The sequence below is a fragment of the Streptomyces humidus genome (genome assembly GCF_014649655.1).
GTDB classification, from domain to species: Bacteria; Actinomycetota; Actinomycetes; order Streptomycetales; family Streptomycetaceae; genus Streptomyces; species Streptomyces humidus.
Map to the genome: position 1 here is coordinate 22,450 of NZ_BMTL01000047.1, position 24,518 is coordinate 46,967.

Annotated in this window: 23 protein-coding genes; 12 read left to right on the plus strand and 11 right to left on the minus strand. The window is 71.7% G+C overall.

Annotated features, from left to right (window positions below; all coding sequences use genetic code 11):
• The first annotated feature begins 101 nt into the window (after positions 1-101).
• The 3 genes from IE239_RS36840 to moaA all read left to right on the plus strand — a co-directional run bounded on the left by IE239_RS36840 (position 102) and on the right by moaA (position 3,243).
• Positions 102-458 (plus strand): DUF485 domain-containing protein, encoded by a 357-nt coding sequence (locus IE239_RS36840; protein WP_190153814.1) that lies wholly within the window; start codon positions 102-104, stop codon positions 456-458.
• A complete protein-coding gene (locus IE239_RS36845; protein WP_190153815.1) occupies positions 455-2,083 on the plus strand; it encodes a monocarboxylic acid transporter in 1,629 nt (542 codons plus the stop codon). Before IE239_RS36840 ends, IE239_RS36845 begins: the two co-directional genes overlap by 4 nt.
• A 170-nt stretch (positions 2,084-2,253) precedes the next feature.
• Positions 2,254-3,243, plus strand: coding sequence for a GTP 3',8-cyclase MoaA (gene moaA / locus IE239_RS36850; RefSeq protein ID WP_229878616.1), 990 nt, complete (start codon positions 2,254-2,256; stop codon positions 3,241-3,243).
• 83 nt (positions 3,244-3,326) lie between these two features.
• Here the strand turns inward: moaA and IE239_RS36855 are convergent, their stop codons facing one another.
• A complete protein-coding gene (locus tag IE239_RS36855; protein ID WP_190153817.1) occupies positions 3,327-3,545 on the minus strand; it encodes a hypothetical protein in 219 nt (72 codons plus the stop codon).
• Positions 3,546-3,754: 209 nt separating this feature from the next.
• On the minus strand, positions 3,755-4,180 hold the full coding sequence (locus tag IE239_RS36860; protein ID WP_190153818.1) for a DUF3099 domain-containing protein: 426 nt from the start codon (positions 4,178-4,180) through the stop codon (positions 3,755-3,757).
• Positions 4,181-4,383: 203 nt separating this feature from the next.
• Between IE239_RS36860 and IE239_RS36865 the strand changes: the two genes are divergently transcribed.
• On the plus strand, positions 4,384-4,668 hold the full coding sequence (locus tag IE239_RS36865) for a GlsB/YeaQ/YmgE family stress response membrane protein (protein WP_190153819.1): 285 nt from the start codon (positions 4,384-4,386) through the stop codon (positions 4,666-4,668).
• 111 nt (positions 4,669-4,779) lie between these two features.
• Here IE239_RS36865 and tyrS read toward each other — a convergent pair whose 3' ends face one another.
• The 3 genes from tyrS to IE239_RS36880 form a co-directional block, all read right to left on the minus strand.
• Positions 4,780-6,045 (minus strand): tyrosine--tRNA ligase, encoded by a 1,266-nt coding sequence (gene tyrS / locus IE239_RS36870; protein WP_190153820.1) that lies wholly within the window; start codon positions 6,043-6,045, stop codon positions 4,780-4,782.
• An 81-nt stretch (positions 6,046-6,126) separates the two neighbouring features.
• Positions 6,127-7,521 (minus strand): metallopeptidase TldD-related protein, encoded by a 1,395-nt coding sequence (locus IE239_RS36875; protein ID WP_190153821.1) that lies wholly within the window; start codon positions 7,519-7,521, stop codon positions 6,127-6,129.
• On the minus strand, positions 7,518-9,041 hold the full coding sequence (locus tag IE239_RS36880; RefSeq protein ID WP_190153822.1) for a TldD/PmbA family protein: 1,524 nt from the start codon (positions 9,039-9,041) through the stop codon (positions 7,518-7,520). The genes IE239_RS36875 and IE239_RS36880 overlap by 4 nt, the downstream gene beginning before the upstream one ends.
• Positions 9,042-9,284: 243 nt before the next feature.
• Here IE239_RS36880 and fabG point away from each other — a divergent pair, with 243 nt between their 5' ends.
• From fabG to IE239_RS36895, 3 genes are all read left to right on the plus strand, one after another.
• A complete protein-coding gene (fabG, locus tag IE239_RS36885; RefSeq protein ID WP_190153823.1) occupies positions 9,285-10,004 on the plus strand; it encodes a 3-oxoacyl-[acyl-carrier-protein] reductase in 720 nt (239 codons plus the stop codon).
• 5 nt (positions 10,005-10,009) lie between these two features.
• Positions 10,010-10,777 (plus strand): enoyl-ACP reductase FabI, encoded by a 768-nt coding sequence (gene fabI, locus IE239_RS36890; RefSeq protein ID WP_069772942.1) that lies wholly within the window; start codon positions 10,010-10,012, stop codon positions 10,775-10,777.
• Positions 10,778-10,981: 204 nt separating this feature from the next.
• A complete protein-coding gene (locus tag IE239_RS36895) occupies positions 10,982-11,314 on the plus strand; it encodes a hypothetical protein (protein ID WP_190153824.1) in 333 nt (110 codons plus the stop codon).
• On the opposite strand, the gene IE239_RS36900 is transcribed toward IE239_RS36895, so the two are convergent.
• The gene (locus tag IE239_RS36900) at positions 11,295-11,984 is read right to left on the minus strand and encodes a FadR/GntR family transcriptional regulator (RefSeq protein WP_190153825.1); all 690 of its coding nucleotides are present in this window, start codon (positions 11,982-11,984) and stop codon (positions 11,295-11,297) included. The two genes, IE239_RS36895 and IE239_RS36900, sit on opposite strands and share 20 nt — an antisense overlap.
• A 70-nt stretch (positions 11,985-12,054) precedes the next feature.
• On the opposite strand from IE239_RS36900, the gene IE239_RS36905 reads away from it, so the two are divergent.
• The 4 genes from IE239_RS36905 (at position 12,055) to IE239_RS36915 (ending at position 14,884) form a co-directional block, all read left to right on the plus strand.
• Positions 12,055-13,539 carry a CynX/NimT family MFS transporter gene (locus IE239_RS36905; RefSeq protein WP_229878617.1) on the plus strand — a complete coding sequence of 495 codons (1,485 nt, stop codon included), beginning with the start codon at positions 12,055-12,057 and terminating at the stop codon, positions 13,537-13,539.
• Between the two features lie 43 nt (positions 13,540-13,582).
• Positions 13,583-13,699 carry an SGM_5486 family transporter-associated protein gene (locus IE239_RS43070; RefSeq protein WP_107450844.1) on the plus strand — a complete coding sequence of 39 codons (117 nt, stop codon included), beginning with the start codon at positions 13,583-13,585 and terminating at the stop codon, positions 13,697-13,699.
• A 271-nt stretch (positions 13,700-13,970) separates the two neighbouring features.
• Positions 13,971-14,177, plus strand: a complete 207-nt coding sequence (locus tag IE239_RS36910) for a hypothetical protein (RefSeq protein ID WP_190153827.1) — start codon at positions 13,971-13,973, stop codon at positions 14,175-14,177.
• Positions 14,178-14,365: 188 nt separating this feature from the next.
• Positions 14,366-14,884: a SixA phosphatase family protein gene (locus IE239_RS36915; protein ID WP_190153828.1), complete on the plus strand. Its 519-nt coding sequence runs from the start codon at positions 14,366-14,368 to the stop codon at positions 14,882-14,884.
• A 164-nt stretch (positions 14,885-15,048) separates the two neighbouring features.
• Here the strand turns inward: IE239_RS36915 and serB are convergent, their stop codons facing one another.
• Both serB and IE239_RS36925 read right to left on the minus strand, forming a co-directional pair.
• Positions 15,049-16,263, minus strand: coding sequence for a phosphoserine phosphatase SerB (serB, locus tag IE239_RS36920; RefSeq protein WP_190153829.1), 1,215 nt, complete (start codon positions 16,261-16,263; stop codon positions 15,049-15,051).
• A gap of 145 nt (positions 16,264-16,408) precedes the next feature.
• Positions 16,409-18,547, minus strand: coding sequence for a streptophobe family protein (locus IE239_RS36925; RefSeq protein WP_229878619.1), 2,139 nt, complete (start codon positions 18,545-18,547; stop codon positions 16,409-16,411).
• Positions 18,548-18,794: 247 nt separating this feature from the next.
• On the opposite strand from IE239_RS36925, the gene IE239_RS36930 reads away from it, so the two are divergent.
• Entirely contained in the window at positions 18,795-21,332 is a 2,538-nt protein-coding gene (locus tag IE239_RS36930; protein ID WP_190153831.1) for an FHA domain-containing protein, read from the plus strand.
• 73 nt (positions 21,333-21,405) lie between these two features.
• On the opposite strand, the gene IE239_RS36935 is transcribed toward IE239_RS36930, so the two are convergent.
• The 3 genes from IE239_RS36935 to IE239_RS36945 form a co-directional block, all read right to left on the minus strand.
• Positions 21,406-22,185 (minus strand): transglycosylase SLT domain-containing protein, encoded by a 780-nt coding sequence (locus IE239_RS36935; RefSeq protein WP_190153832.1) that lies wholly within the window; start codon positions 22,183-22,185, stop codon positions 21,406-21,408.
• A 301-nt stretch (positions 22,186-22,486) separates the two neighbouring features.
• Positions 22,487-23,608: an S-adenosylmethionine:tRNA ribosyltransferase-isomerase gene (locus tag IE239_RS36940; protein WP_190153833.1), complete on the minus strand. Its 1,122-nt coding sequence runs from the start codon at positions 23,606-23,608 to the stop codon at positions 22,487-22,489.
• Positions 23,605-24,303 (minus strand): SDR family NAD(P)-dependent oxidoreductase, encoded by a 699-nt coding sequence (locus IE239_RS36945; RefSeq protein WP_190153834.1) that lies wholly within the window; start codon positions 24,301-24,303, stop codon positions 23,605-23,607. The genes IE239_RS36940 and IE239_RS36945 overlap by 4 nt, the downstream gene beginning before the upstream one ends.
• Between the last annotated feature and the right edge of the window lie 215 nt (positions 24,304-24,518).

The following is a 24,518-nucleotide window of genomic DNA, read 5'->3' on the forward strand; positions in this document are numbered from 1 at the left end:
GCGTTGAACCCGTCCTCGTGCGGCCCCGTGACCTTGGGCAGGGAGCGAGAGGACACTCGCCTCCGTCGCCGTCCCACCCGCACCCGCAACGAGGAGACTCCGTGGCCACCGAGACACCGCCCCCCTCGAAATCCCCAGCCCAGCTCCCCTCCACCGAGGAGTTCGTCGCGGTGCAGGAGAGCGCGGAGTTCGGTGAACTGCGCGGCGCCTACCGGGGCTTCGCCTTCCCGCTGGCCTTCGCCTTCATCGCCTGGTACCTGCTGTACGTCCTGCTCTCCAACTACGCGGGCGACTTCATGGGCACCAAGCTCGTCGGCAACCTCAACGTGGCCCTCGCCCTGGGTCTCGCCCAGTTCCTCACCACCTTCCTCATCGCCTGGTGGTACGCGCGGACCGCGGCCGCCAAGTTCGACCCCAGGGCCGAGGCCATCAAGTCCCGGATGGAGGCGGGCGAATGAGCCCCGCACAGCACACCGCCCTGCTCGCCGCCGGCGAGGCGAGCGAGCACCGCACACTGATCATCATCCTGTTCTCGGTGTTCGTGGCCGCGACCCTCGTCATCACCGTCTGGGCCGGTCGGCAGACCAAGGACGCCGCCGACTTCTACGCCGGCGGCCGCCAGTTCACCGGCTTCCAGAACGGTCTCGCCGTCTCCGGCGACTACATGTCCGCCGCGTCGTTCCTGGGCATCGCGGGCGCCATCGCCCTCTTCGGCTACGACGGCTTCCTGTACTCCATCGGCTTCCTGGTGGCCTGGCTGGTCGCCCTGCTCCTGGTCGCCGAGCCGCTGCGCAACTCCGGCCGTTACACCATGGGCGACGTCCTGGCCTACCGCATGCGCCAGCGACCGGTCCGCACGGCCGCCGGCACCTCGACCATCGTCGTGTCGATCTTCTACCTGCTCGCCCAGATGGCGGGCGCGGGCGTCCTGGTCTCGCTCCTCCTCGGCATCACCAGCGACGGCGGCAAGATCGGCATCGTGGCCCTGGTCGGCGTACTGATGATCGTCTACGTGACCATCGGCGGCATGAAGGGCACCACCTGGGTCCAGATGGTCAAGGCGGTCCTGCTCATCGTCGGCGCCCTGCTGCTCACCTTCCTGGTCCTGCTGAAGTTCGACTTCAACGTCTCCGACCTGCTGGGCTCGGCCGCCGACAACAGCGGCAAGGGCGCGGCGTTCCTGGAGCCCGGCCTGAAGTACGGCGCCACCGGCACCACCAAGCTGGACTTCATCTCGCTCGGCATCGCCCTCGTCCTGGGCACCGCCGGCCTGCCGCACATCCTGATCCGCTTCTACACCGTTCCCACCGCCAAGGCCGCCCGCAAGTCGGTCCTGTGGGCCATCGGTCTGATCGGCTCCTTCTACCTGATGACCCTCGCCCTCGGCTTCGGCGCCGCCGCGCTGATCAAGCCGGACGAGATCACCGCGTCCAACAAGGCGGGCAACACGGCGGCGCCCCTGCTCGCCCTCCATCTGGGCGGCGTCGACTCCAACTGGGGCGCCATCCTGCTCGCCACCATCTCGGCGGTCGCCTTCGCCACCATCCTCGCGGTCGTCGCCGGCCTCACCCTGGCCTCTTCCTCGTCCTTCGCCCACGACATCTACGCCAACGTCATCAAGAAGGGCACCGCCACCGAGAAGGAGGAGATGAGCGCGGCCCGGTACGCGACCGTAGGCATCGGCGCCGTCTCCATCCTCCTGGGCGCCCTCGCCCGCGACCTGAACGTCGCCGGCCTGGTCGCCCTGGCCTTCGCGGTCGCCGCCTCCGCCAACCTCCCGACGATCCTCTACAGCCTCTTCTGGAAGCGGTTCACCACGTCCGGAGCCCTGTGGTCGATCTACGGCGGCCTGGTCACGGCGGTCGGCCTGGTGCTGTTCTCGCCGGTCGTCTCGGGCAAGCCCTCCTCGATGTTCCCGGAAGTCGACTTCCACTGGTTCCCGCTGGAGAACCCCGGCATCATCTCGATCCCGGTCGGCTTCCTGCTGGGCGTCGTCGGCACCCTGCTGTCGAAGGAGGAGCCCGACAAGGCCAAGTACGCCGAACTGGAGGTCCGCTCCCTGACCGGCACCGGAGCCCACTGAACCACCGCTGACCGAGCCCCTTCACGCGGCCGCGTCGTAGATCCCTACGACGCGGCCCCGCTCTGACGCCCAGGATCCTGTGAGACCGGCCCCTGTCGATGTCAGCGGCGTCACGTAGGCTCACAAGTGACGGCAGGGAACACGCGACCGCTACGAGGGAGGGGGCCCACGTGCTCATCGACACCTACGGCCGAGTGGCCACCGACCTGAGGGTCTCGCTCACCGACCGGTGCAACCTGCGCTGTACCTACTGCATGCCCGAGGAAGGCCTGCAGTGGCTGGCGAAGCCCGACCTCCTCACGGACGACGAGATCGTCCGCCTGATCGGCATCGCGGTCACCGCCCTCGGCATCGAGGAGGTCCGCTTCACGGGCGGCGAGCCCCTGTTGCGCCCGGGCCTGGTCGGCATCGTCGAGCGGGTCGCGGCCCTCGACCCCCGCCCCGTCACGTCGTTGACGACGAACGGCATCGGTCTGCGCCGCACCGCCACGGCCCTGAAGGCGGCGGGCCTGGACCGGGTCAACGTCTCCCTCGACACCCTGCGCCCCGACGTCTTCAAGACCCTCACCCGCCGGGACCGCCACAAGGACGTCCTCGAAGGCCTCGAAGCCGCCCGCGAGGCGGGCCTGACGCCGGTGAAGGTGAACACGGTCCTGATGCCGGGCCTGAACGAGGACGAAGCCCCGGACCTGCTGTCCTGGGCCGTCGACCACGACTACGAGCTGCGCTTCATCGAGCAGATGCCGCTGGACGCGCAGCACGGCTGGAAGCGCGAGGGCATGGTCACGGCCGGGGACATCCTGGCCTCCCTGCGCACCCGCTTCGACCTCACCCCCGAGGCCCAGGACGAGCGCGGCTCCGCCCCGGCCGAACGCTGGCTGGTGAACGGCGGGCCCCACCGCGTCGGTGTCATCGCCTCGGTCACCCGCCCGTTCTGCGCCGCCTGCGACCGCACCCGCCTCACGGCCGACGGCCAGGTCCGCACCTGCCTCTTCGCCCGCGAGGAGACCGACCTGAGGGCCGCCCTGCGCTCCGACGCCCCCGACGAGGAGATAGCCCGCATCTGGCGGCTGGCGATGTGGGGCAAGAAGGCCGGCTCGGGCCTGGACGACCCGAGCTTCCTGCAGCCGGACCGCCCGATGTCGGCGATCGGAGGCTAGGACCCGCCGGGCGCACCCAGGCGGCCCGCCCTCTGCGCGGCGCGCTCCACGCCGCCCCGGCCGGCGAGCCGCGCGGTCTCCGGCTACCCGGTCCGCGCGGACTCCCACTCGGTCAGCGGGACGACGTCCTTGAGGAAGCCGCGAACGCCGAGGAACTGCGACAGATGCTCACGGTGCTCGTCGCAGGCGAGCCATGTCTTGCGCCGCTCGGGCGTGTGGAGTTTCGGGTTGTTCCACGCCAGCACCCACACCGCGTCCGCACGGCAGCCCTTGGCAGAACAGACAGGGGTCTCGTCACTCACTGCTTCGTCTCACCCACACGCACACAAAGGCGACGCCGAGCAGCCACGGGGGGAGCTGCCCGGCGTCGGTCCGTCGCTCCGACGGGGGATGCGGAGCGCGTACGAAGTATGTCACGGCCGACCGTCCGCCCGGCACTGGAACAACATGATTGATCTGAGCTTTTCCTGAGGTTCGCGCACAGTCCGTTCACCGCTCGCCCACAGCCCGCTCACCGTCGTCGCTCGGCCGAACCGGGTGCGGATTCCTCCCGGACGGCCCCCGGCGCGCCCTCCTCCTGCGGGTGGGATTCCGCTTGCGGGGCGGACCCCGAGGGCTCGTCGTCGTCGCGAGACCGGGTGACCATCGGCCGGACCGGCGAGGTGAGGAAGGTGGAAGGGAGCGAGGGCACGTTCTCCCGCCCCGCGTTGGCGATCACCACCGCGATATACGGGAGCACCAGCCCCAGGACCAACGCCACGACGGCCACATACCGTTCCACGTTCCACAGGGTCGCCGCGAGCACTACCGCCACCGTGCGGACCGACATCGAGATGACGTACCGGCGCTGCCGGCCCCGCACATCGTCCTGGAGACCCTGCCGCGCCCCGGTGATCCGGAACACCTCGACGCCCCCACGGCCACCTTGCTTCCGCATCACATTCCACCGTCCGCCCGCCTCGGCCTCTCACCGACTTCCACGGTACGCCGCGCCCCGGCCCCCAACGAGGCCGGGGCGGCCCTCCCCGGGGCGGACGCCCTGCGCCGTCCCGCGTACGGCCGCACCCGCCGCGCGCCGTACGGCGAGCGGACCGAGACTGAGGGCAATGCTGACGCAGGGCCGTACGAGGAGGCGTGGGGATGGGCTGGCTGTGGGCGATCATCGTGGGTTTCGTGCTGGGCCTGATCGCCAAGGCGATCCTCCCGGGCAAGCAGCACAGTCCGCTCTGGCTGACCACCATCTTCGGCATGCTGGGCGCGGTCGTGGGCAACGCCCTCGCCGGTGTGCTGGGGGTCGAGTCCACACCCGGCATCGACTGGAGCCGCCATGTGCTCCAGCTGATCGCGGCGGTCATCATCGTCGCCCTGGGCGACATGCTGTACATGGCGACGCTGGGCAAGAGGAAGCAGCAGCGCGCCGCCTGAAGCACGCCGCCCGAGGCGGCCGGACCCTGGGCGCGCGGGCCCGCTCCGGAGCGAGCCGAAGGGGCGGCCTCCCGCGGGAAGCCGCCCCTCGTGCCGTACATGACGAGCCGGTCAGCCGGTGACCTCCACGGCGGCCAGGTTCTTCTTCCCGCGCCGCAGCACCAGCCACCGCCCGTGCAGCAGGTCCTCCCGCGCGGGGACCGCGTCCTCGGCCGTGACCTTGACGTTGTTCACGTAGGCCCCGCCCTCCTTCACCGTCCGCCGGGCAGCCGACTTGCTGGCCACGAGCCCGACCTCGGCGAACAGGTCCACGACCAAGCCCGGCTCGGCGACCCGGGCGTGCGGCACCTCGGAGAGCGCCGCGGCCAGGGTCCGCTCGTCGAGCGCGCCCAGTTCGCCCTGGCCGAACAGCGCCCTGGAGGCGGCGATCACCGCGGCGGTCTGGTCGGCGCCGTGCACCAGCGTCGTCAGCTCCTCGGCCAGCGCACGCTGGGCGGCACGGGCCTGCGGACGCTCCTCGGTCTGCCGCTCCAGCTCCTCGAGCTCCTCGCGGGACCGGAAGGACAGGATCCGCAGGTACGTCGAGATGTCCCGGTCGTCCACGTTCAGCCAGAACTGGTAGAACGCGTACGGTGTCGTCAGCTCCGGGTCGAGCCAGACGGCGCCGCCCTCGGTCTTGCCGAACTTGGTGCCGTCCGCCTTGACCATCAGCGGCGTCGCCAGACAGTGCGCCTCGGCCTCGGGCTCCAGCCGGTGGATCAGGTCCAGGCCCGCAGTGAGGTTGCCCCACTGGTCGCTGCCGCCCTGCTGGAGCGTGCAGCCGTACCGGCGGTACAGCTCCAGGAAATCCATGCCCTGCAGCAGCTGGTAGCTGAACTCCGTGTAGCTGATGCCCTCCTGGGACTCCAGCCGCCGGGCGACCGAGTCCTTGGTGAGCATCTTGTTGACGCGGAAGTGCTTGCCGATGTCCCGCAGGAACTCGATGGCCGACATGCCGGCCGTCCAGTCCAGGTTGTTGACCATCACCGCGGCGTTCTCGCCCTCGAAGGACAGGAACGGCTCGATCTGCGCACGCAGCCGCGTCACCCAGTCCGCAACCGTCTCCGGGTCGTTCAGCGTGCGTTCCGCCGTGGGACGGGGGTCGCCGATCTGACCGGTCGCCCCGCCCACCAGGGCCAGCGGCCGCAGACCCGCCTGCTGGAGCCGGCGCATGGTGAGGACCTGCACCAGGTGGCCGACGTGCAGACTGGCCGCGGTGGGGTCGAAACCGCAATAGAACGTGACGGGACCGTCCGCGAGCGCCTTGCGCAAAGCGTCCTCGTCAGTGGACAGGGCCCACAGGCCGCGCCACTTCAGCTCGTCGACGATGTCCGTCACGGTTCTCGTATCTCCTCGATGATCTTCTTGAAGCTCTGCGGGCGGTCCGCCCGGTCGTCCGCACGACTGCCGGCTACGAGGTTATACGCCCTGGCTGACAGAGCTCATATTGAAGTCCGGCACCCGCAGCGCGGGCATGGCAGCCCTAGTGAACCAGTCGCTCCACTCCCGGGGCAGCGTCTTTTCCGTGCGCCCCGCCTCCGAGGCACGGCCCAGCAGGCCGACCGGCGACTCGTTGAAACGGAAGTTGTTCACCTCGCCGACCACCTCGCCGTCCTCGACGAGATACACACCGTCCCGGGTCAGGCCGGTCAGCAGCAGGGTCGCCGGGTCGACCTCGCGGATGTACCACAGGCAGGTCAGCAGCAGCCCGCGGCGGGTGCTCGCCACCATCTCCTCCAGCGAGCGGTCCTCGCCGCCGTCGAGGATCAGGTTGTCGCCCGCCGGAGCCGTCGGCAGCCCGGTCAGGGCCGCGCTGTGCCGGGTGGTCGTCAGATGCTTCAGCTCGCCCGCGCCGATCCACTCGGTGGACCGCAGCGGCAGCCCGTTGTCGAACACCGACTGGTCGCCGCCGGACGAGTGCGCGATGACGAACGGCGCCGACTCCAGACCGGGCTCGTCGGGGTCGCTGCGCAACGTCAGCGGCAGATCGGTCAGCTTCTCCCCGAGCCGGGTGCCGCCGCCGGGCTTGGAGAACACCGTACGGCCCTCGGTCGCGTCCCGGCCCGACGCCGACCACAGCTGGTAGATCAGCAGGTCGGCCACCGCGGTCGGCGGCAGCAGCGTCTCGTACCGCCCGGCGGGCAGTTCGACCCGCCGCTGCGCCCAGCCCAGCCGTACGGCCAGCTCGGCGTCGAGCGCCGCCGGGTCGACGTCCTTGAAGTCGCGGGTGGAGCACCCCGCCCACGCCGAGCGCGTCCGGTCCGGCGACTTGCCGTTCAGCTCCAGCGTCCCGTTCGGCTGATCGTGCCGCAGCCGCAGCCCGGTCGAGGTGCCCAGGTACGTCGAGACGAGCTCATGGTTGGCGAACCCGTACAGCTCGCGACCGCCGGCCCGCGCGCGGGCGAACGCCTCACCCAGCGCCGGGGCGAAGTCGGCGAACACCGCCGACGAGGTCTCCGCGGGCGCGTCGGTGAACTCGGGGGACTGCGCCACGCCCGTGACCAGCGGCTGCGCGTCCTCGGCGGGGCCCGCACCGCGCGCGGCGGCCTCGGCGGCCCGCACCAGCGGCTCCAGCTCGTCCGCGGTCACCGCCGCCCGGGAGACCACGCCCGAGGCGGTGCCCTCCTTGCCGTCGACCGTGGCGATCACGGTGAGCGTGCGCCCGCGCGTGACGCCGTTGGTCGTCAGCGCGTTGCCCGCCCAGCGCAGGTTCGCCGTGGACCGCTCGTCGGCGATGACGACACAGCCGTCCGCCCGCGACAGCTCGAGGGCGCGCTCGACGACCTCGTGCGGCGTGTTGCTTCGGGCGCTCATCGGCCGGCCTCCTGCGTGGTGTTCAGAATGTTGACGCCCTTGAACAGGGCCGACGGGCAGCCGTGGGACACCGCCGCGACCTGACCGGGCTGAGCCTTGCCGCAGTTGAACGCGCCGCCGAGGACGTAGGTCTGCGGACCGCCCACCGCCGCCATCGAGCCCCAGAAGTCCGTCGTCGTCGCCTGGTAGGCCACGTCACGCAGCTGCCCCGTGATCCGCCCGTTCTCGATCCGGAAGAACCGCTGGCCGGTGAACTGGAAGTTGTAGCGCTGCATGTCGATGGACCAGGAGCGGTCGCCGACGACGTAGATGCCGCGGTCGACGCTGCCGATGAGGTCCTCGGTCGACATCCCGGCGGGATCCGGCCGCAGCGACACGTTGGCCATGCGCTGCACCGGCACATGGCCGGGGGAGTCGGCGAACGCGCAGCCGTTGGACCGCTCGAACCCGGTGAGCTTCGCGATCCGCCGGTCCAGCTGGTAGCCGACGAGCGTGCCGTCCTTCACCAGGTCCCAGGACTGGCCCTCGACGCCCTCGTCGTCGTAGCCGACGGTCGCCAGGCCGTGCTCGGCGGTGCGGTCGCCCGTGACGTTCATCAGGTCCGAGCCGTAGCGCAGCTTGCCGAGCTGGTCGAAGGTGGCGAAGGAGGTGCCGGCGTAGGCGGCCTCGTAGCCGAGGGCGCGGTCCAGCTCGGTGGCGTGGCCGATGGACTCATGGATGGTCAGCCACAGGTTGGACGGGTCCACGACCAGGTCGTACAGCCCCGGATCCACGCTCGGCGCCCGCATCTTCTCGGCGAGCAGCTCCGGGATCCGGGCCAGTTCGTCGTCCCAGTCCCAGCCGGTCCCGGTGAGGTACTCCCAGCCGCGTCCGACGGGCGGCGCGATCGTGCGCATCGAGTCGAACTCGCCGCTGGACTCGTCGACCGACACGGCGTTCAGCGCCGGGTGCAGCCGCACCCGCTGCTGGGTCGTCACCGTGCCGGCCGTGTCGGCGTAGAACTTGTTTTCGTGGACGGTGAGCAGCGAGGCGTCCACGTGGTTGATCCCGTTCGCCGCCAGCAGCCGCGCGCTCCAGTCCGCGAGGAGCGCCGCCTTCTCCTCGTCCGGCACGGTGAACGGGTCGATCTCATAGGACGAGATCCACGTCCTGTCGGCGTGCACCGGCTCGTCGGCCAGCTCCACGAGTTCGTCGGACCCGGCCGCCCTGATCACCTGCGCCGAGAGCTTGGCCATCGCCACGGCCTGCGAGGCGACGCGGGCCGCCGCATCCATCGTCAGATCCACGCCGGACGCGAAGCCCCACGTGCCGCCGTGCACGACGCGCACCGCGTACCCGAGGTCGGTCGTGTCGGACGACCCGGCGGGCTTGGCGTCCCGCAGCCGCCAGGACGCGCTGCGCACCCGCTCGAACCGGAAGTCCGCGTGCGCCGCCCCGAGCGCACGCGCACGCGCGAGAGCGGCGTCGGCGAGTGCGCGTAGGGGCAGGGCCGTGAAACTTTCATCGATGCTATGAGGCACCTACGTCTCTCCCTGGAGTCGTCGCGTGTGAAGACCCCGATCATGTCGCGCCCGGCGGCCGGTGGACCACACCTTCCGCCGCGCTTCCGCAAACTTTCTGTAGGGACCCCACAGCCAGCCCCGTGCGCCACTGTCGGTGCCCGAATGTCCGCGGGCCGAAGCGGACCGATAGGTTTCGAGGGAAGCCGCCTGCCGTCCGGAGTGCGGGCAGGCGTGTCAGACCCCAATCGAAAGGGTGATCAGTTGAGCCGCTCGGTTCTCGTCACCGGAGGAAACCGGGGCATCGGCCTCGCCATCGCCCGCGCGTTCGCCGACGCCGGCGACAAGGTCGCGATCACGTACCGCTCGGGCGAGCCACCGGCCGCCCTGACGGAACTGGGCTGCCTCGCCGTCCGGTGCGACATCACCGACCCCGAGCAGGTGGAGCAGGCCTACAAGGAGATCGAGGCGCAGCACGGCCCCGTCGAGATCCTGATCGCCAACGCCGGCATCACCAAGGACCAGCTCCTGATGCGTATGAGCGAGGAGGACTTCACCTCGGTCATCGACACCAACCTGACCGGCACCTTCCGTGTGGTCAAGCGCGCCAACCGCGGCATGCTGCGCGCCAAGAAGGGCCGCGTCGTGCTCATCTCCTCGGTGGTCGGGCTGTACGGCTCGCCGGGGCAGGCGAACTACGCCGCCTCCAAGGCCGCCCTGGTCGGCTTCGCGCGCTCCCTCGCCCGTGAGCTGGGATCCCGCAACATCACTTTCAACGTCGTCGCGCCCGGCTTCGTGGACACCGACATGACCAAGGCGCTCACCGAAGAGCAGCGCGCGGGCATCGTCTCGCAGGTCCCGCTCGGCCGGTACGCGCAGCCGGAGGAGATTGCCGCGACGGTGCGGTTCCTCGCCTCGGACGACGCCTCGTACATCACTGGAGCCGTCATCCCCGTTGACGGCGGACTGGGAATGGGTCACTGATCACCATGAGCGGAATTCTCGAGGGCAAGCGCGTCCTGATCACCGGCGTGCTGACGGAGTCCTCCATCGCCTTCCACACCGCCAAGCTGGCCCAGGAGCAGGGCGCCGAGATCATCCTCACCGCGTTCCCGCGGCCCACGCTGACCGAGCGCATCGCCAAGAAGCTCCCCAAGCCCACCAAGGTCATCGAGCTCGACGTGACGAACGACGAGCACCTCGGGCGCCTCGCGGACATCGTCGGCGAGGAGCTCGGCGGCCTGGACGGCGTGGTGCACTCCATCGGCTTCGCGCCGCAGGACGCGCTCGGCGGCAACTTCCTCAACACGCCGTTCGAGTCGGTCGCCACGGCCATGCACGTCTCGGCGTTCTCCCTGAAGTCGCTGACCATGGCCTGCCTGCCGCTGATGCAGAACGGCGGCTCGGTCGTCGGCCTCACCTTCGACGCCTCGTTCGCCTGGCCGCAGTACGACTGGATGGGCCCCGCCAAGGCCGCCCTGGAGGCCACCAGCCGCTACATGGCGCGTGACCTCGGCAAGCAGAACATCCGCTGCAACCTCGTCTCGGCGGGCCCGCTGGGCTCCATGGCCGCCAAGTCCATCCCGGGCTTCGGTGAGCTGGCCTCCGTGTGGGACAGCCGCTCGCCGCTGGAGTGGGACCTCAAGGACCCCGAGCCGGCCGGCCGCGGCGTCGTCGCCCTGCTCAGCGACTGGTTCCCGAAGACCACGGGCGAGATCGTCCACGTGGACGGCGGTCTGCACGCCATCGGCGCGTGACCTGCCGCCGTGCGCTGCTGAACGCCACTGAGCGCCCTGAGCGCCGCTGACGGGTGAGGGCCCGCGTCCTGGGTGACGCGGGCCCTCACCCGCGTCACCCGTACGGCCCATCCGGTCGGGCGGCCGACGCCGCCGAACAGGCATTCTTAAGTGCGCGTTCCCCTCGCGCGCTTCCCTCCCCAGCTCTGCCGAGGAGGTTCCCTTGTGCGCCTGTTCCGTAGTCTCGCTCCAGTGACCGCCGCCGTCGCGCTCGTCCTCTGTCCGCCGTACGGGGTGTACGGCCACGCGCGCGCGGAGCACCCGGAGCCGTTCGGCGCGGAGTGTCGGATCGAGGTCAGCGGCTCCCGCGTCGTCGCCCGCTGTCACAACCCCTACGCCGACACCGACCGCGTCAGCCTGCACATCGAGTGCGAGCGCTGGTGGGACGTGGACACCGACGGCGCCCCCGCCGACGTCGGCCCCGCCCGTTCCGTGCGGCTCGCCGGCCGTTGCTGGAAGGAGGTCGGGTCGGCGTGGGTCAGCCACCAGAAGCGGTGAACCGCCCTGGCCGGCAGAGCAGCGGATAGGCGGCCGCCTCGACCGCGGCCGTGTCCGCGGCGCCCGCGCGGATCGCGTCCACCAGCCGGGAGTGGTCCATGTAGGTCTCGGGCGTCAGCTGCCCGCCCACGTCCTCGCGCAGCCAGTCCCGCAGCACCTCGCCCAGGTCCGCGTACATCGCCGTCATGACGTCGTTGTGGGAGGCCGCCACCACCGCCAGGTGGAAAGTGGTGTCCGCCGCCACGAAGGCCTCCGCGTCGCCCGACTCCCACGCCTGCTCGCGCCGCAGCAGCAGCGCGTCCAGCTGCTTCAGGTCCTTGTCCGTGCGCCGCTCGGCCGCGAGCTTGGCCGCGCTCGACTCCAGGGTGGCCCGCAGTTCGGCGATGTGCCGGGGGTCGGCGCCGGCGAAGCGCCGGTGCATCACGCCCGCCAGTTCGCTGGTCGCCACGACGTAGGTGCCCGAGCCCTGCCGGATGTCCAGCAGACCGTTGTGCGCGAGCGCTCGGACCGCCTCGCGGACCGTGTTGCGCGCGACGCCCAGCTGCTCGACCAGCTCGGGCTCGGTCGGGATGCGTGAGCCCACCGGCCACTCGCCCGAGGTGATCTGGGTGCGCAGGGCGGCGATGACCTGTTCGGACAGCGCCGAGCGGCGGGGATGGCTCAGGGGCATGGCACACCTTCGCACGGCCCGGGGCGACGAGGGGCACTTGAGCATGGACAACCAATCATCCTATGATTCTATGATGGGCGGCATGGTGAGTGAGCAGACCCGCACGACGTCCTCGTCCTTCCGTGTCCCCGTGGAGGACGAGCCGCGCTCGCCCGTCGCCCCGCGCGCGTGGGCGGCGCGCCTGCTCGTCGTCGCCATCGTCCTGGCCGCCCTCAACCTCCGCCCCGCCATCACCAGCCTCGGCGCCCTCCTCGAGGAGGTCCGCGACGGGCTGGGCATGAGCGGAAGCGTGGCCGGCCTGCTCACCTCCGTGCCCCCGCTCTGCTTCGCCGCCTTCGGGGTCATGGCCCCGCGTCTCGCCCGCCGTTTCGGGCCGGGCGCGGTGGTGTGCGCGGGCATGGCCGCCGTCACGGCCGGACTGATCCTCCGCCCGTACCTTGCAGGGACCGCCGGCTTCCTCGCCGCCAGCGCCCTCGCCCTCATGGGCATAGCCGTCGGCAACGTCCTGATGCCCGTCATCGTCAAGCGGCACTTCCCCGACCGGGTCGGCTCGATGACCGGCCTGTACTCGATGGCCCTCGCCCTGGGCACCTCCGCCGCCGCCGCCGTCACCGTGCCCATGACCGAGGCGCTGGGCGGCAGTTGGCGTACCGGCCTCGCGGTGTGGGCGGGCCTGGCGGCCGCGGCCGTCCTGCCGTGGCTGCCGTTGGTACGCGACCGGCGGACGGAACCGGGCGGCGCCACGACGGCGACACGCTCCGCGGGACCTGCCGGAGAGCCGCAGGACCGACGGGCGGCCCAGGGACCGGGGGAGCGGCCGGGGGAGCGGCTGGAGCAACCGCTGGGGGAGCGGGAGACCCGGGGGACGCGGGTGGCGCGGTCGCGGCAGGGGGCGCGCGTGCCTCGTCCCGCCGTACACGACCACGCGCACGACCCCACGCGCGGGAGCCACCCTTCCGGCGCCGCGCTGCGCGTCACCCGCAGCCGGACCGCCTGGGCCCTGGCCGTCTTCTTCGGCCTCCAGGCCACCGCCGCCTACATCTCCATGGGCTGGATGCCGCAGATCTTCCGGGACGCGGGCGTGTCCGCGAGTACGGCAGGCGTGCTCCTCGCGGTGACGATGGCGATGGGCGTGCCCCTGGCCTTCGTCATCCCGCGGGTCGCCACCCGGCTGCCGCACCAGGGCCCGATCGTGGTCGCGCTCGGCGCCTGCGGCCTCGTCGGATACGCCGGGCTCTACCTTGCGCCCGCCGCCGGGGCCTGGGCTTGGGCCGTGCTGCTGGGCATCTCCGGCTGCGCTTTCCCGCTGGCCCTGACGATGGTCGGGTTGCGGGCCAGGACCGGCGCGGGCGTCGCCCAGCTGTCGGCCTTCGCGCAGAGCGCCGGCTACCTGATCTCCATCCCGGGCCCGCTCCTGGTGGGAGTGCTCTACCAGCACAGCGGCGGCTGGGGCCTGCCCCTCGCGCTCATGGCGGCCCTGATGATCCCGCAGACGGCGGTGGGGGTCCTGGCCGGCCGGGACCGCACGGTGGAGGACGAGGCCGCCGCCCGCTGACCCCGGCGCGGCCGCTGCGGACCCGGGGTGCGAGACTGGCGGCATGCCAGTGCTCGACCCGAATCCGCAGAACGGCCAGAAGAAGATGCTGCTCGTCTTCGGCTCGTTCTTGGCCATCTTCGTGATCATCGCCGTCATCGCGACACTCGCCTCGCCCTGACGTCCCGGCCACTGCGCCGCCGCCGCTCCTCGCCGTCCCCCTTCGCAGCAGCTCTGCCCGGTCCGCCGTCGCGGCGTGGACGGGGTGGACGGCGACCGGCTCCGACCGGGGGTGGGGTCAGCCCCCCTGTCCCCTAGGGGGTGAGGGTCAGGGTCAAGTGGGTGGGTCACCGGATGGGTTGACGGCCGTCCGTTCCGTAACTTCGACATGTGACCGCGGACAGCGATCACCGCCACGGTCCACGGACCACTCGAAGACAGCGGAGGCTCCCATGCCGGCCCCAACGCACACCCGGCCCCACCCGGCTGCCTCGGGCGGCGTCGACACCCGGCTGCCCTGGTGGGCCTTCGCCCTCCCGTCGCTCGCCTTCGCCACCCTGCTCCTGCTGATACTGAACCCCGCAGACGCCCACGCGGCCGGCGGCGACCCGGTGATCACCCACCTCGTCGAGCGCGTGCAGATGCTGATCGCCCGCTAGGAGCGCAGCCGCCGGAGTCCGCGCCGCCACGGGCCGGAGGCCGTGCAGTCCCGCGCCGGATTCCGTGCAGTCCGCCGTGAAGGGCGCCGCCGTGCCGGGAGAGCGGATCCGGACCGCCTCCGAGCGCTGGTGAAGACCCATGTCAACTCCCTGCGCCCACTGGCCTGTTTCATGCGAAGCTGGGACTCATGAGCGTCGCAGAACCCCGCAGGATCGTCCTCTTCCGCCATGCGAAAGCCGACTGGCCACAGGTGACCGACCATGAGCGCCCGCTCGCTGAGCGGGGCCGTATGGACGCGGCCGTCGCCGGACGCAGGCTGACCGACACCGGCATCCCCGTGGACCTGGCCCTGTGCTCCACCTCGACCCGTACCCGGGAGACGTGGAAACTCGCGGTCCATGAGTTCCCGCATCGGCCGAAAACCGTCTACGAGGAGCGGATCTACGAGGCCTCTCCGGGTGAGCTGATCGCCCTGCTCAACGAAAGCCCCGACGACGTGCGCACCATCGTCGTGATCGGCCACAACCCCGGGATCCAGGGTCTCGCGGACATCCTGTCCGGGAGTTCCGAAGGCGACGCGGGCGAACGCATGAGCCGCCGTGGCTTCCCGGCCGCCGCCTTCGCCGTGCTCTCCTTCGAGGGCCCCTGGAAGGCCCTGGAGCCGGGCGTGGCCACGCTGCGCGACTACTGGGCCCCCGAAGAGTGACCTGACCGGCACGCAGGAGAGCCCGGCGACCACTCGGCACGGTGGCGCCGGGCTCTCCTCGTCCGTCCGCGGGCGCGTTCACGCGTCCTCACCCGTCCGCAGGCGTCCGCACCTCTCGTCCGCGCGCACACGGGCGCCCGGTCCGACCGTGCGGAGTGCGGGGGCTACTGCTCGTCGTGCGTCTCCGCGGCCTCGACCTCTTCGCGGGTGATGCCCAGCAGATACAGGACGGTGTCCAGGAACGGCACGTTCACCGCCGTGTGCGCCGCCTCGCGCACCACCGGCTTGGCGTTGAAGGCGACCCCGAGGCCGGCCGCGTTGAGCATGTCGAGGTCGTTGGCGCCGTCGCCGATCGCCACGGTCTGCGAGAGCGGCACGCCCGCCTCGGCGGCGAACCGGCGCAGCAGCCGCGCCTTGCCGGCCCGGTCCACGATCTCGCCGGTGACGCGGCCCGTCAGCTTCCCGTCGACGATCTCCAGCGTGTTGGCCTGGGCGAAGTCCAGCCCGAGCCGCTCCTGCAGATCGTCGGTGACCTGGGTGAAACCGCCGGAGACGACGCCCACCTGGTAGCCGAGCCGCTTCAGCGTCCTGATCAGGGTGCGCGCCCCCGGCGTCAGCCGCACCTCGGCGCGCACCTTGTCCACGACCGAGGCGTCCAGCCCCTCGAGCAGCGCCACCCGCGCGTGCAGCGACTGCTCGAAGTCGAGCTCCCCGCGCATCGCCGCCGCTGTGACCTCGGCGACCCGGTCCTCGCAGCCCGCGTGCGCGGCGAAGAGTTCGATCACCTCGTCCTGGATGAGGGTCGAGTCGACGTCCATGACGACGAGGCGCTGGGCCCGCCGGTAGAGCCCCGCGTCCACGACGGCGACGTCCACGCCGAGCACCCCCGCGTCCCTGACCAGGGCGGTGCGCAGCGGCCCGGCCTCCACACCGGAGACGGCGAACTCGACCGCTGTGACGGGGTACTTGGCCAGCCGGAATATACGGTCGATGTTCCCGCCGGCCTTGGTGATCTTCGCGGCTATCGCCGCCGTGGCCTCCGCGGTGAGCGGATGCCCGAGCACGGTGACCAGCGACCGGCCGAGGCCGCGCGGCCGGTTGTCGCCGAGGCCGGAGATGATCTCCGCCTGCATCTTCATCGACTCGGCCCAGCTGTGGACCGTCGACCGCAGGTCGCCCTCGAGACCGGCAGGCGGCTGGGTCACGAGCGCGCACAGCACCATTCGGCCTCGCGTGACGACCTGCTCGATGTCGACCACGTCGACGGAGTAGGCGGCGAGGGTGTCGAAGAGGCCGGCCGTGATGCCCGGCCTGTCCTTGCCGAAGATCTTGACAAGGAGTGTGGGGACGTCGGAGGACGAGGTCTGCGAAGCGCTCATGGTGTACCCACCGTATCCGGCACCCAGTGCCGTTCGCCGCCGAGGTCCGCCTGACGGACAGGTAACAGTGGATGTCGGCGAGGTGGCGTGCGCCTCGACGGAGGGTTGCCGACTCCCTGATTCTGCTGCCCCGCGTCCTTCACCGCTATCCGCGCGGCGTCCTCGGCCCGCTCGGCGACGGCCGGGGCGGGGGCGGGGGAGGAGGTGGTGGCGGCTCGTCGTCCGAGGCGGGCGGCGGCCACTCACCGGGGCTGCGCGGCGGGCCGATCGGACGGATCACGGTCGGCGCCCCGTGGACGTCGTCCGATGCGGGAGACGGCGGCTCGTTTTGCCACGAGCTCCGGTGGGACCGCGACCGCTCGGTCGTGCCATCGTGTCCCTGCCCCTGCCCCTGCCCCTGCCCCTGCCCCTGCCCCTGCCCCTGCCTTTGTCCGGCCCCCGGTTTCTGCCGGGCCCCCGGCCCGGTGTCCGGCGCGCCGCTCAGGTCGTACGGGAGGCGCAGATAGGGGTTCGTCGCCGGGTTGGGGGGACGGTACGAGGGCGCCTCCGGCGCGTACGGCCCGGCCGCGCCGGGCGCCCGGCTCAAAGGCACTGAAGGCCCCGCACGTCCCGCACGTCCCGAAGGCCCCGCGCTCCCGGCCGGGTCCGCGGCCCCACGGCCCGTGTCACCGCGTGCCAAGGGCGCGGCCCGACGCCCCGCTGCCCCTACGGCACAGGCCAACGCCGCACCGACCGCCCCGGCGCCCGACCCCCACAGCGCGCCCAGAAGCAGTGCCGGGCCCAGACGTCCGTGCAGCTCGATCCCGGCCCCGAAGGCGTCGATGCCCAGCACGGACAGCGAGGCGTTCACGGACACCTCCGTCAACCGGACCGCGGACGGCAACGCCACCGCCGTCGCGCCCCCCAGCCGCACGGCGCACCCCCCGACGAACCTGGCGACACCGTTCCCCTGAGCACCGTTCCCCTGAGCGCCACCCTCCCGCGCGCCATCTCGTCCGTCACCACCCTCCCCGGCGCCGTATGCCGCCCCCTTCACCGCCCTCGTCGGGCCCGCGACCCCCACCCCATGGGAGCCTGCCGCGCCCACCTGCCAGGCGCCTGCCGCGCCCACCTCCCCGGAACCGGCTGTTGCCGCCCCCCGCCTGCTCCGCAGTCCCCCGGCCCGGAACGGTGTCCGCACCGCCGTCAGCACTCCCGCCAGCGTCATCGTCAGCGCTGCCGCGACTGCCAGCAGCCACACCCGTCCGTCCAGCTCGGCCAGGCGGCCCAGCGTCACGGGCTGTCGGGCGCCCGCGTCCAGCAGACCGTCCAGCGGGTCGGGGAGAACCGTGGTCAGGGCGCCCTGCGCCTGTCCGTCCCACGGGACGAACAGGCCGACCGGGATGCCCAGCCAGACCCCGTTCGGGGCGCCGAGCAGCGCCGCCCCCGCGATCCGCCGGGGGTGGTCGTCGCCGATCGCCGCCCAGCCCGCCGCGGCGAGCCCGGCTGCCACCGCCAGCAGCGCCACCGTGACGACAGCGGACACCGCCGGCCGCACCACGCGGTGCACCGCCTCCCAGCCGCGGGGCAGCGGCGTGCGGCGCGAGGCCAGCAGAGCGATCAGCAGGATGCCGAGCGACCAGCCGAGGCCGCCGAGGAGCGTGGGCGCGGTGTCCACGGTGAAGCCGACCGCGCCCTTCGCGTGGACCAGGCCGCCGAGCCGGTCCGGCAGCAGCCCGCCGACGTCCCCCACGTCCCCCACGTCCCCGAGCCCGGGGATGTCCAGGCCTCCGCCTCCGCCCCCGCCGCCGGACAGGCCCGGTGCGCGCCCGTCGAAGGTGATGACGTCGTGCCCCGCCCGGGCGAGGCCGCCGAGCATCGCCACGGACAGCCCGACCGTCGCCCCGACGCGCGCGAGGAGTTCGGCGGGGGCGATCACCGCTCCGGCCGTGCGCAGGGACCGTAGGAAGAACCACGACAGGAGCAGCGCGCCGACCAGGCTCACCCCCAGTGGCGTGATCTCGATGGCCGTGTCCGCCTCCGCGCCGGTCAGCCCGAAGGCGGACACCTCACCGGACGGAGTCACCGAGCCGCCCGCCCCCAGGGCCACCACCGCGGCCGTCATCGGGCCCAACGAGCCCGCCGTGTCCGCCTTCAGCAGATGCAGCCCGAGCGCAGCGGTCCCCGCCATCCCGATCAACGCCCAGCTCACCGCGGCGACAGCGGCCAGCAGCACGTCCGTCCATGGCACGCCCCTGCCGCGCACCGCGCTCCCGCAGCCTTCGCCAACCGTGCCGGCGCCCATGCAGACCCCCCGATCCGCGGTGCGGAACGGCGAAGATCGCCGCTTCCGTCCCCCCTCGCATGCTTTTACCACTCTCCGGCCGGTTATCCACCCCGTCAACGGGAACGGCCGATGCGCGTGGGCGGGCTCTTCACAAGGCCCGACTTTCGGTCAGGGTGCCGCTACTGAAATAGTTCCCCCCGATGTTCGACATCCCTAGACTCCCCGTCGATGGGGCTGAATCGGGGGACAACTCAGTGGGGCTGGAGTGCCGGAACTCGTACTGGAATTGAACGGACGCACCTGGACGCTCGATCCGTCCAGGTCATACACCCTCGGACGTGATCCGCAGGGTGACATCGTCCTCGACGACGCCAGGGTCTCCTGGCGACACGCCACGGTCAGCCACAACGGCCGCAGTTGGGTCGTCGAGGACCACGGCAGCACCAACGGCACGTTCGCGAGGGGGCAGCGGATCCAGCAGCTGGAGATCGGTCCCGGCTCGGCGTTGCACCTGGGCAACGCGACCGACGGGCCGCGCGTGAGCGTCTCGGGAGCGCAGACGCCCGCCGCGCAGCCCCGGCAACAGCCGTACGCCGCGCAGGCGGCGAACCCGGGCTGGGCCCAGCAGGGCGCGCCGCAGCCGCAGGCCGACCAGTCGCCGCAGGCCGGCTGGCAGCAGCCGCAGCAGGCGGCGCCGCACGTGCCGCAGCAGCAGGCCCCGGGCGAGCCGTACGTACAGAAGGTGCCCGGTGGTGGCGCGGGGGCGCCGCCGGTCCACGGCGACCGCAGCCCCACGACGTTCCACCAGTTCTCCCTCGGCCGCGTGATGCGCATCGGCCGTGCGCTGGAGAACGAGCTCGTCGTCTCGGACCTCCAGGTCTCCCGTCACCACGCCGAGTTCCACTCGACGCCCGACGGCCGGATGGAGATCCGCGACCTCGGCTCGCACAACGGCACCTACGTCAACGGCCAGCCGATCCCCAAGGGCGGCTCGGTCCAGCTCGGCCCGTCCGACGTCGTCGGCGTGGGCCACTCGACGTTCCGGGTCGTCGGCGACCGGCTCGAGGAGTTCGTCGACACCGGTGAGGTCTCCTTCTCGGCCCGCCACCTGACGGTGACGGTCGACGGGGGCAAGCAGATCCTCAAGGACGTCTCCTTCGGCGTCCCGGAGAAGTCGCTGATCGCGGTCATCGGACCGTCCGGTTCCGGCAAGTCGACGCTGCTCAAGGCGCTGACCGGCTACCGGCCCGCCAATCAGGGCGATGTCCTCTACGACAACCGGAACCTCTACAAGCAGTTCGCCGAGCTGCGTCAGCGCATCGGTCTGGTCCCGCAGGACGACATCCTGCACAAGGAACTGACCGTCAAGAAGGCCCTCAAGTACGCGGCCAAGCTCCGCTTCCCGGCCGATACCACGGCCGCCGAGCGCGACGCCCGCATAGACGAGGTGCTGCGCGAGCTGAAGCTGGACATCCACAAGGAGAAGAAGGTCACCTCTCTCTCCGGCGGCCAGCGCAAGCGCGTCTCGGTGGCCCTGGAGCTCCTCACCAAACCGTCGCTGATCTTCCTGGACGAGCCGACCTCCGGCCTCGACCCGGGCATGGACCGCGACGTGATGCAGCTGCTGCGCGGCCTCGCCGACGACGGCCGTACGGTCCTGGTCGTCACGCACTCGGTGGCCGAACTGGCGATCTGCGACAAGCTGCTCGTGATGGCGCCGGGCGGTGCCGTCGCCTACTTCGGGCCGCCAGAGGAGGCGCTGAACTTCTTCGGCTACGACACCTGGGCCGACGTCTTCTCCGCCTTCGAGAACTACCGCGACTACGACTGGGCGGGCCGCTGGAAGGGCTCGCAGCACTACCAGATGTACGCCGCGGACATCGACGCCGTCGCGCCGCAGTCCGTACAGGTGCCGCCGATGCAGGCGATGAAGCCGCCGAAGCCGCAGGGCTGGATGTCCCAGTTCGTCACGCTGGTGCGCCGCTATGTGTCGGTGATCGCCTCCGACAAGGGCTTCCTGGCTCTGACGGTGATCCTGCCGGCCGTCCTCGGCGCGGTGAGCCTGCTCATCGACTCCGGCAACAGCCTGCTGCCCAACCCGGTCAACCCCAAGAGCGGGCGGATCATCCCCAATGGCACGGCCACCACCGTCCTGCTGATCCTCGCGGTGGGCGCCTGCTTCGCGGGCGCGGCGAACTCCGTCCGTGAGCTGATCAAGGAACGGGTCATCTACGAGCGGGAACGGGCGACCGGCCTGTCCCGGTCCGCGTACCTGATGTCCAAGGTGTTCGTGCTCGGCGTGGTCACCGTGCTGCAGGGCCTGCTGGTCGGAGTGATCGGGTTCGCGAGCCGGGAGATCCCGAAGGAGGGTCTGGTCCTCGGCGGCGCGACCATGATCGAGCTGTCGATCCCGATCATGGCGCTCGGCTTCACCTCGATGATGTTCGGGCTGGTCATCTCGTCGCTGGTGAAGACGGCCGAGAAGACCATGCCGCTGCTGGTCATGTTCGCGATCATCCAGGTCGTGTTCACCGGCTGTCTGTTCGCCCTGAACGGCGCGGTCGGCGTCAACGAGTTCTCGTACCTGATGCCCTCGCGCTGGGCGGTCGCGGCGGCCGGCGCCACGCTGGACTTCAACAAGATCAGCCCGCCCAAGGACGGCGGCGGCACGGACCCGCTGTGGGAGCACACCGTCGGCGCCTGGAGCCTGGACATGATCGCGCTGATCGTCCTCGGCGTGATCTGCGGCTTCTTCGTGGCCCGCTTCCTGCGCCGCCACGAGCCCGAGGTCATGCGCAAGTAATCGGTCCGCACGGCCGCCGAAGGGCGGCGCCTCCCGACCGGGGAGGCGCCGCCCTTCGGCGCGTGGGGGTGCGTCAGTACGCGCTGTTCACGTTGTCGATCGAGCCGTACTTGTCGGCCGCGTAGTTGGCGGCGGCCGTGATGTTGGCGATCGGGTCGTAGATGTTCCAGGAGGTTCCGGAGACGTGGTACGCCTTGAACGTCGGCGGGATCACCTGCAGCAGACCCTTGGACGGGATGCCGTTGATGGCGTTGATGTCCCAGTCGTTGATCGCGTTCGGGTTGCCCGAGGACTCCCGCATGATGTTCTTGTGCAGGCCGTGGTAGCTGCCCGGGATGCCCTTGGACTTCATGATGTCGAGGGAGTGCTTGATCCAGCCGTCAAGGTTGTCGGCGTAGTGCCGGACGGCGGCCTTCTTGATCGCGGCGCGCTTGGCGGAGCGGTTCGCGGCCTCCTCGGCCTTGCGCGAGGCCGCGGCCTTCCGCTTGGCGGCGGCCTCGGCGGCCGCCTTCTTCTTCGCGGCCGCGGCCTTCGTCGCCGTGGCCTTCGTGGTGGCGGCCTTCTTCTTCGCGGCGACGGCCTTCGCGGCAGCCGCCTTCTTCTTTGCGGCGGCGGCCTCCGCGGCCTTCTTCTTCGCCTCGATCGCGTCGACCTTCACGCTCGTCGTGGCCAGCTGGTCGGTCACACTGGTCTTGACGTCCCGCACCGGCTGGGAGCTGTAGGCGACCCGGGCCGAGGAGACGGCGTCCGTAGTGGTCGTGTGCGCGTCGGCCGGCACCACGGAGAAGGCGAGGGCGGCGGCGCCGAGGGTGGCCGCACCGGCGATCGCGATCTTGTGCGTGTTCTTGGGCATGCGGAAGGACCTCTTCGAATAGCGCGGAGGTCGCTCTCTTCGTCCGACGGCGGACAGCGGGTGCTTTCGGCACGATCACCGCGGCCTGAAGCCGCACCGCTGAGCGACGAGAGCAATTCTTAGCGGCCGCAAAATGCCCAGGCAAAGGTGTGACGTACGATCCTCGATAGTGGAACGGGTAAGGGCAAAACGGGACAGATAGAACCATCTGCCCCGTTCATCGGGTGCCCCTGTGTCTCCTAATGTCCCTAGTACGTGATGTGCGCCCTATGTGCGGGCTCACACGCCCTTCTGATCGTTCTCACGGCTGGTTGCCAAAGCAATGCTGTGCGTCAGCGTCCTCCTCCGGCAGGACGAGGTGCAGGTCCCCGAACTCGTGCCACAGGTAGAGCGCGCTCAGCGCTTCGTCGTAACCGCGTTCGATCGCGGCCCGACCCGCCACCGCCTCCAGCATCAGCAGATGCGAGGCCTCCGGCTCGTGCAGCCCGGTCAGCAGCCCGTCCACCACCCGCACCCCGCGCGCGGGCGTGACGACCAGATCCGTCCACCCCGCACGCGCGCGGACGACCCCGCCGGCGTCGGCCGCCGACTCCACCGCCCGCACGGCGGTCGTCCCGACCGCGATCACCCGCCCGCCCCCGGCCCGCGCGGCGCCGATCAGCAGCGCCGACGTCCCGGGCACCGCAAACCGCTCCGGATACGGCGGTTCGTGCACCTCCGCCGAGGCGACCCCGGTGTGCAGCGTGACCGGCGCGAACAACACCCCGCGGCTCACCAGCTCCGCCACCAGGGCCGAGGTGAAGGGCCGTGCCGCACTCGGCATCTCCGCACTGCCCGACCCGTCGGCCGACGGCAGCGCGAAGACCGTCTGGTAGACCGACAGCGGCTGGTCCCGTTCCGTGTACGCGTAACGGATGGGCCGCCCGTACTCCCGCAGCAGCGCCGGAACGGCCTCGCCCGGGGAGACCCGGGCCCACCACAGCCGCCCGCCTCCCTGGACCGTGGGTTCCTCCAGCGTCAGCCGCGCACCCCCGGGCAGCCGCACCCTCGAACCCGCCGGACCCCCCGCCCGCGCGCGCGTCGTGCCCGCCCCGTCCGGATCGCGCAGCTCGACCGCCCACCGTCCGTCGTCCCCGCGCGTGGAGAAGTGCACCACCACGCGCGTGCGCCCGGCCCGCCCGTCCACGGCGGCCGCCAGCGTCGGTGAGGTGTTCACCACGAGCACGTCACCGGCCCGCAGCAGGCCGGGCAGCTCCCGGAACGCGTGATGCGCCACCGCCGTCCCCCGCGACACCAGCAGCCGGACGTCGTCCCGGCCCCGCCCCGGCCCGCGCTGCTCGGCAGGCACCCGCGCAGACAGCTCCTCGGGCACCCTGTGCCACCCCCGGGCGGGCTCGCGCGGGGTCCCCGCCGTCAGCGTCATCGCCGCGCCTCCAAGAGCGCCGGAGCCCCGTACCGCCCGCTCGCCGGGCGCTCGTCCAGCAACCGAAGGAACGCGGGCGCCACCGCCGCCGGATCGGGACGGGGGCCGTCGTCGTCCGGGACGGCCGCCGCGTACAGGTCCGTGGCCATGTCACCGGGGTCCACCGCCCACACCCGCAGCCCCGGCTCCTCCTCGCCGAGCACGGCCGCGAGCTGATCGAGCGCCGCCTTGGACGCCCCGTAGCCGCCCCACGTCCCGTACGCCTCGGCGGCCGCGTCCGAGCTGACGGTGATCACCGCGCCCGCCCGCGCCCCGCGCAGCAGCGGCAACGCCTCCTGGATCAGCCCCAGGGCCGCCACCACGTTCACCTCCAGCGCCCGCCGCAGTCCGTCCGGAGGCAACGCCTCCAACCGCACCAGCGGCTCCGCGCCCAGCGCGCTCGCGTTGTTCACCAGCAGGTCACAGCCCCCGAGCCGCCGGGCGGCCGCCACCAGCCCGGCCCGGTGCGCCGGATCGGTGACATCCCCCACACAGGCCTCGACCTGGGTGCCGTACGACGCCACGGACGCCGCCGTCGTCTTCAGCACCTCCGCCGTCCTGGCGCCGAGCACCACGTCCCAGCCCCGGGCGGCCAGCGCCTCGGCCAACGCCCGCCCCAGCCCTTTCGAGGCCCCTGTGATGATCGCTACCGGCATGACAACCGTCCCCTCGTCCGACCGCCTCACCCGGCGGTGACCCCAACCTAGGAACCGGTCCGCCGCCCCCGCCTCGGACGCGGGACCCAGGCGGGAGGGGCCCTTCGTCGTACGCCCCGGAGCCCGGTCCGCACGGCGTAGGCCTGCCCGGGACCTCGGACCTAGGACTCCGGCCCTTCGGACGGCCGTCCCAGGTCCGATCCACGCTGTCGGCC

Excerpts from the sequence above, each read along its gene's own strand:
- IE239_RS36845 (WP_190153815.1), top strand. The coding sequence starts at position 455 with ATGAGCCCCGCACAGCACACCGCCCTGCTCGCCGCCGGCGAGGCGAGC.
- IE239_RS36860 (WP_190153818.1), bottom strand. The coding sequence starts at position 4,180 with ATGCGGAAGCAAGGTGGCCGTGGGGGCGTCGAGGTGTTCCGGATCACC.
- IE239_RS36865 (WP_190153819.1), top strand. The coding sequence starts at position 4,384 with ATGGGCTGGCTGTGGGCGATCATCGTGGGTTTCGTGCTGGGCCTGATC.
- IE239_RS36875 (WP_190153821.1), bottom strand. The coding sequence starts at position 7,521 with ATGAGCGCCCGAAGCAACACGCCGCACGAGGTCGTCGAGCGCGCCCTC.
- fabI (WP_069772942.1), top strand. The coding sequence starts at position 10,010 with ATGAGCGGAATTCTCGAGGGCAAGCGCGTCCTGATCACCGGCGTGCTG.
- IE239_RS36900 (WP_190153825.1), bottom strand. The coding sequence starts at position 11,984 with ATGCCCCTGAGCCATCCCCGCCGCTCGGCGCTGTCCGAACAGGTCATC.
- IE239_RS36905 (WP_229878617.1), top strand. The coding sequence starts at position 12,055 with ATGATGGGCGGCATGGTGAGTGAGCAGACCCGCACGACGTCCTCGTCC.
- IE239_RS43070 (WP_107450844.1), top strand. The coding sequence starts at position 13,583 with ATGCCAGTGCTCGACCCGAATCCGCAGAACGGCCAGAAGAAGATGCTG.
- IE239_RS36910 (WP_190153827.1), top strand. The coding sequence starts at position 13,971 with ATGCCGGCCCCAACGCACACCCGGCCCCACCCGGCTGCCTCGGGCGGC.
- IE239_RS36915 (WP_190153828.1), top strand. The coding sequence starts at position 14,366 with ATGAGCGTCGCAGAACCCCGCAGGATCGTCCTCTTCCGCCATGCGAAA.
- serB (WP_190153829.1), bottom strand. The coding sequence starts at position 16,263 with ATGAGCGCTTCGCAGACCTCGTCCTCCGACGTCCCCACACTCCTTGTC.
- IE239_RS36925 (WP_229878619.1), bottom strand. The coding sequence starts at position 18,547 with ATGGGCGCCGGCACGGTTGGCGAAGGCTGCGGGAGCGCGGTGCGCGGC.
- IE239_RS36935 (WP_190153832.1), bottom strand. The coding sequence starts at position 22,185 with ATGCCCAAGAACACGCACAAGATCGCGATCGCCGGTGCGGCCACCCTC.
- IE239_RS36940 (WP_190153833.1), bottom strand. The coding sequence starts at position 23,608 with ATGACGCTGACGGCGGGGACCCCGCGCGAGCCCGCCCGGGGGTGGCAC.
- IE239_RS36945 (WP_190153834.1), bottom strand. The coding sequence starts at position 24,303 with ATGCCGGTAGCGATCATCACAGGGGCCTCGAAAGGGCTGGGGCGGGCG.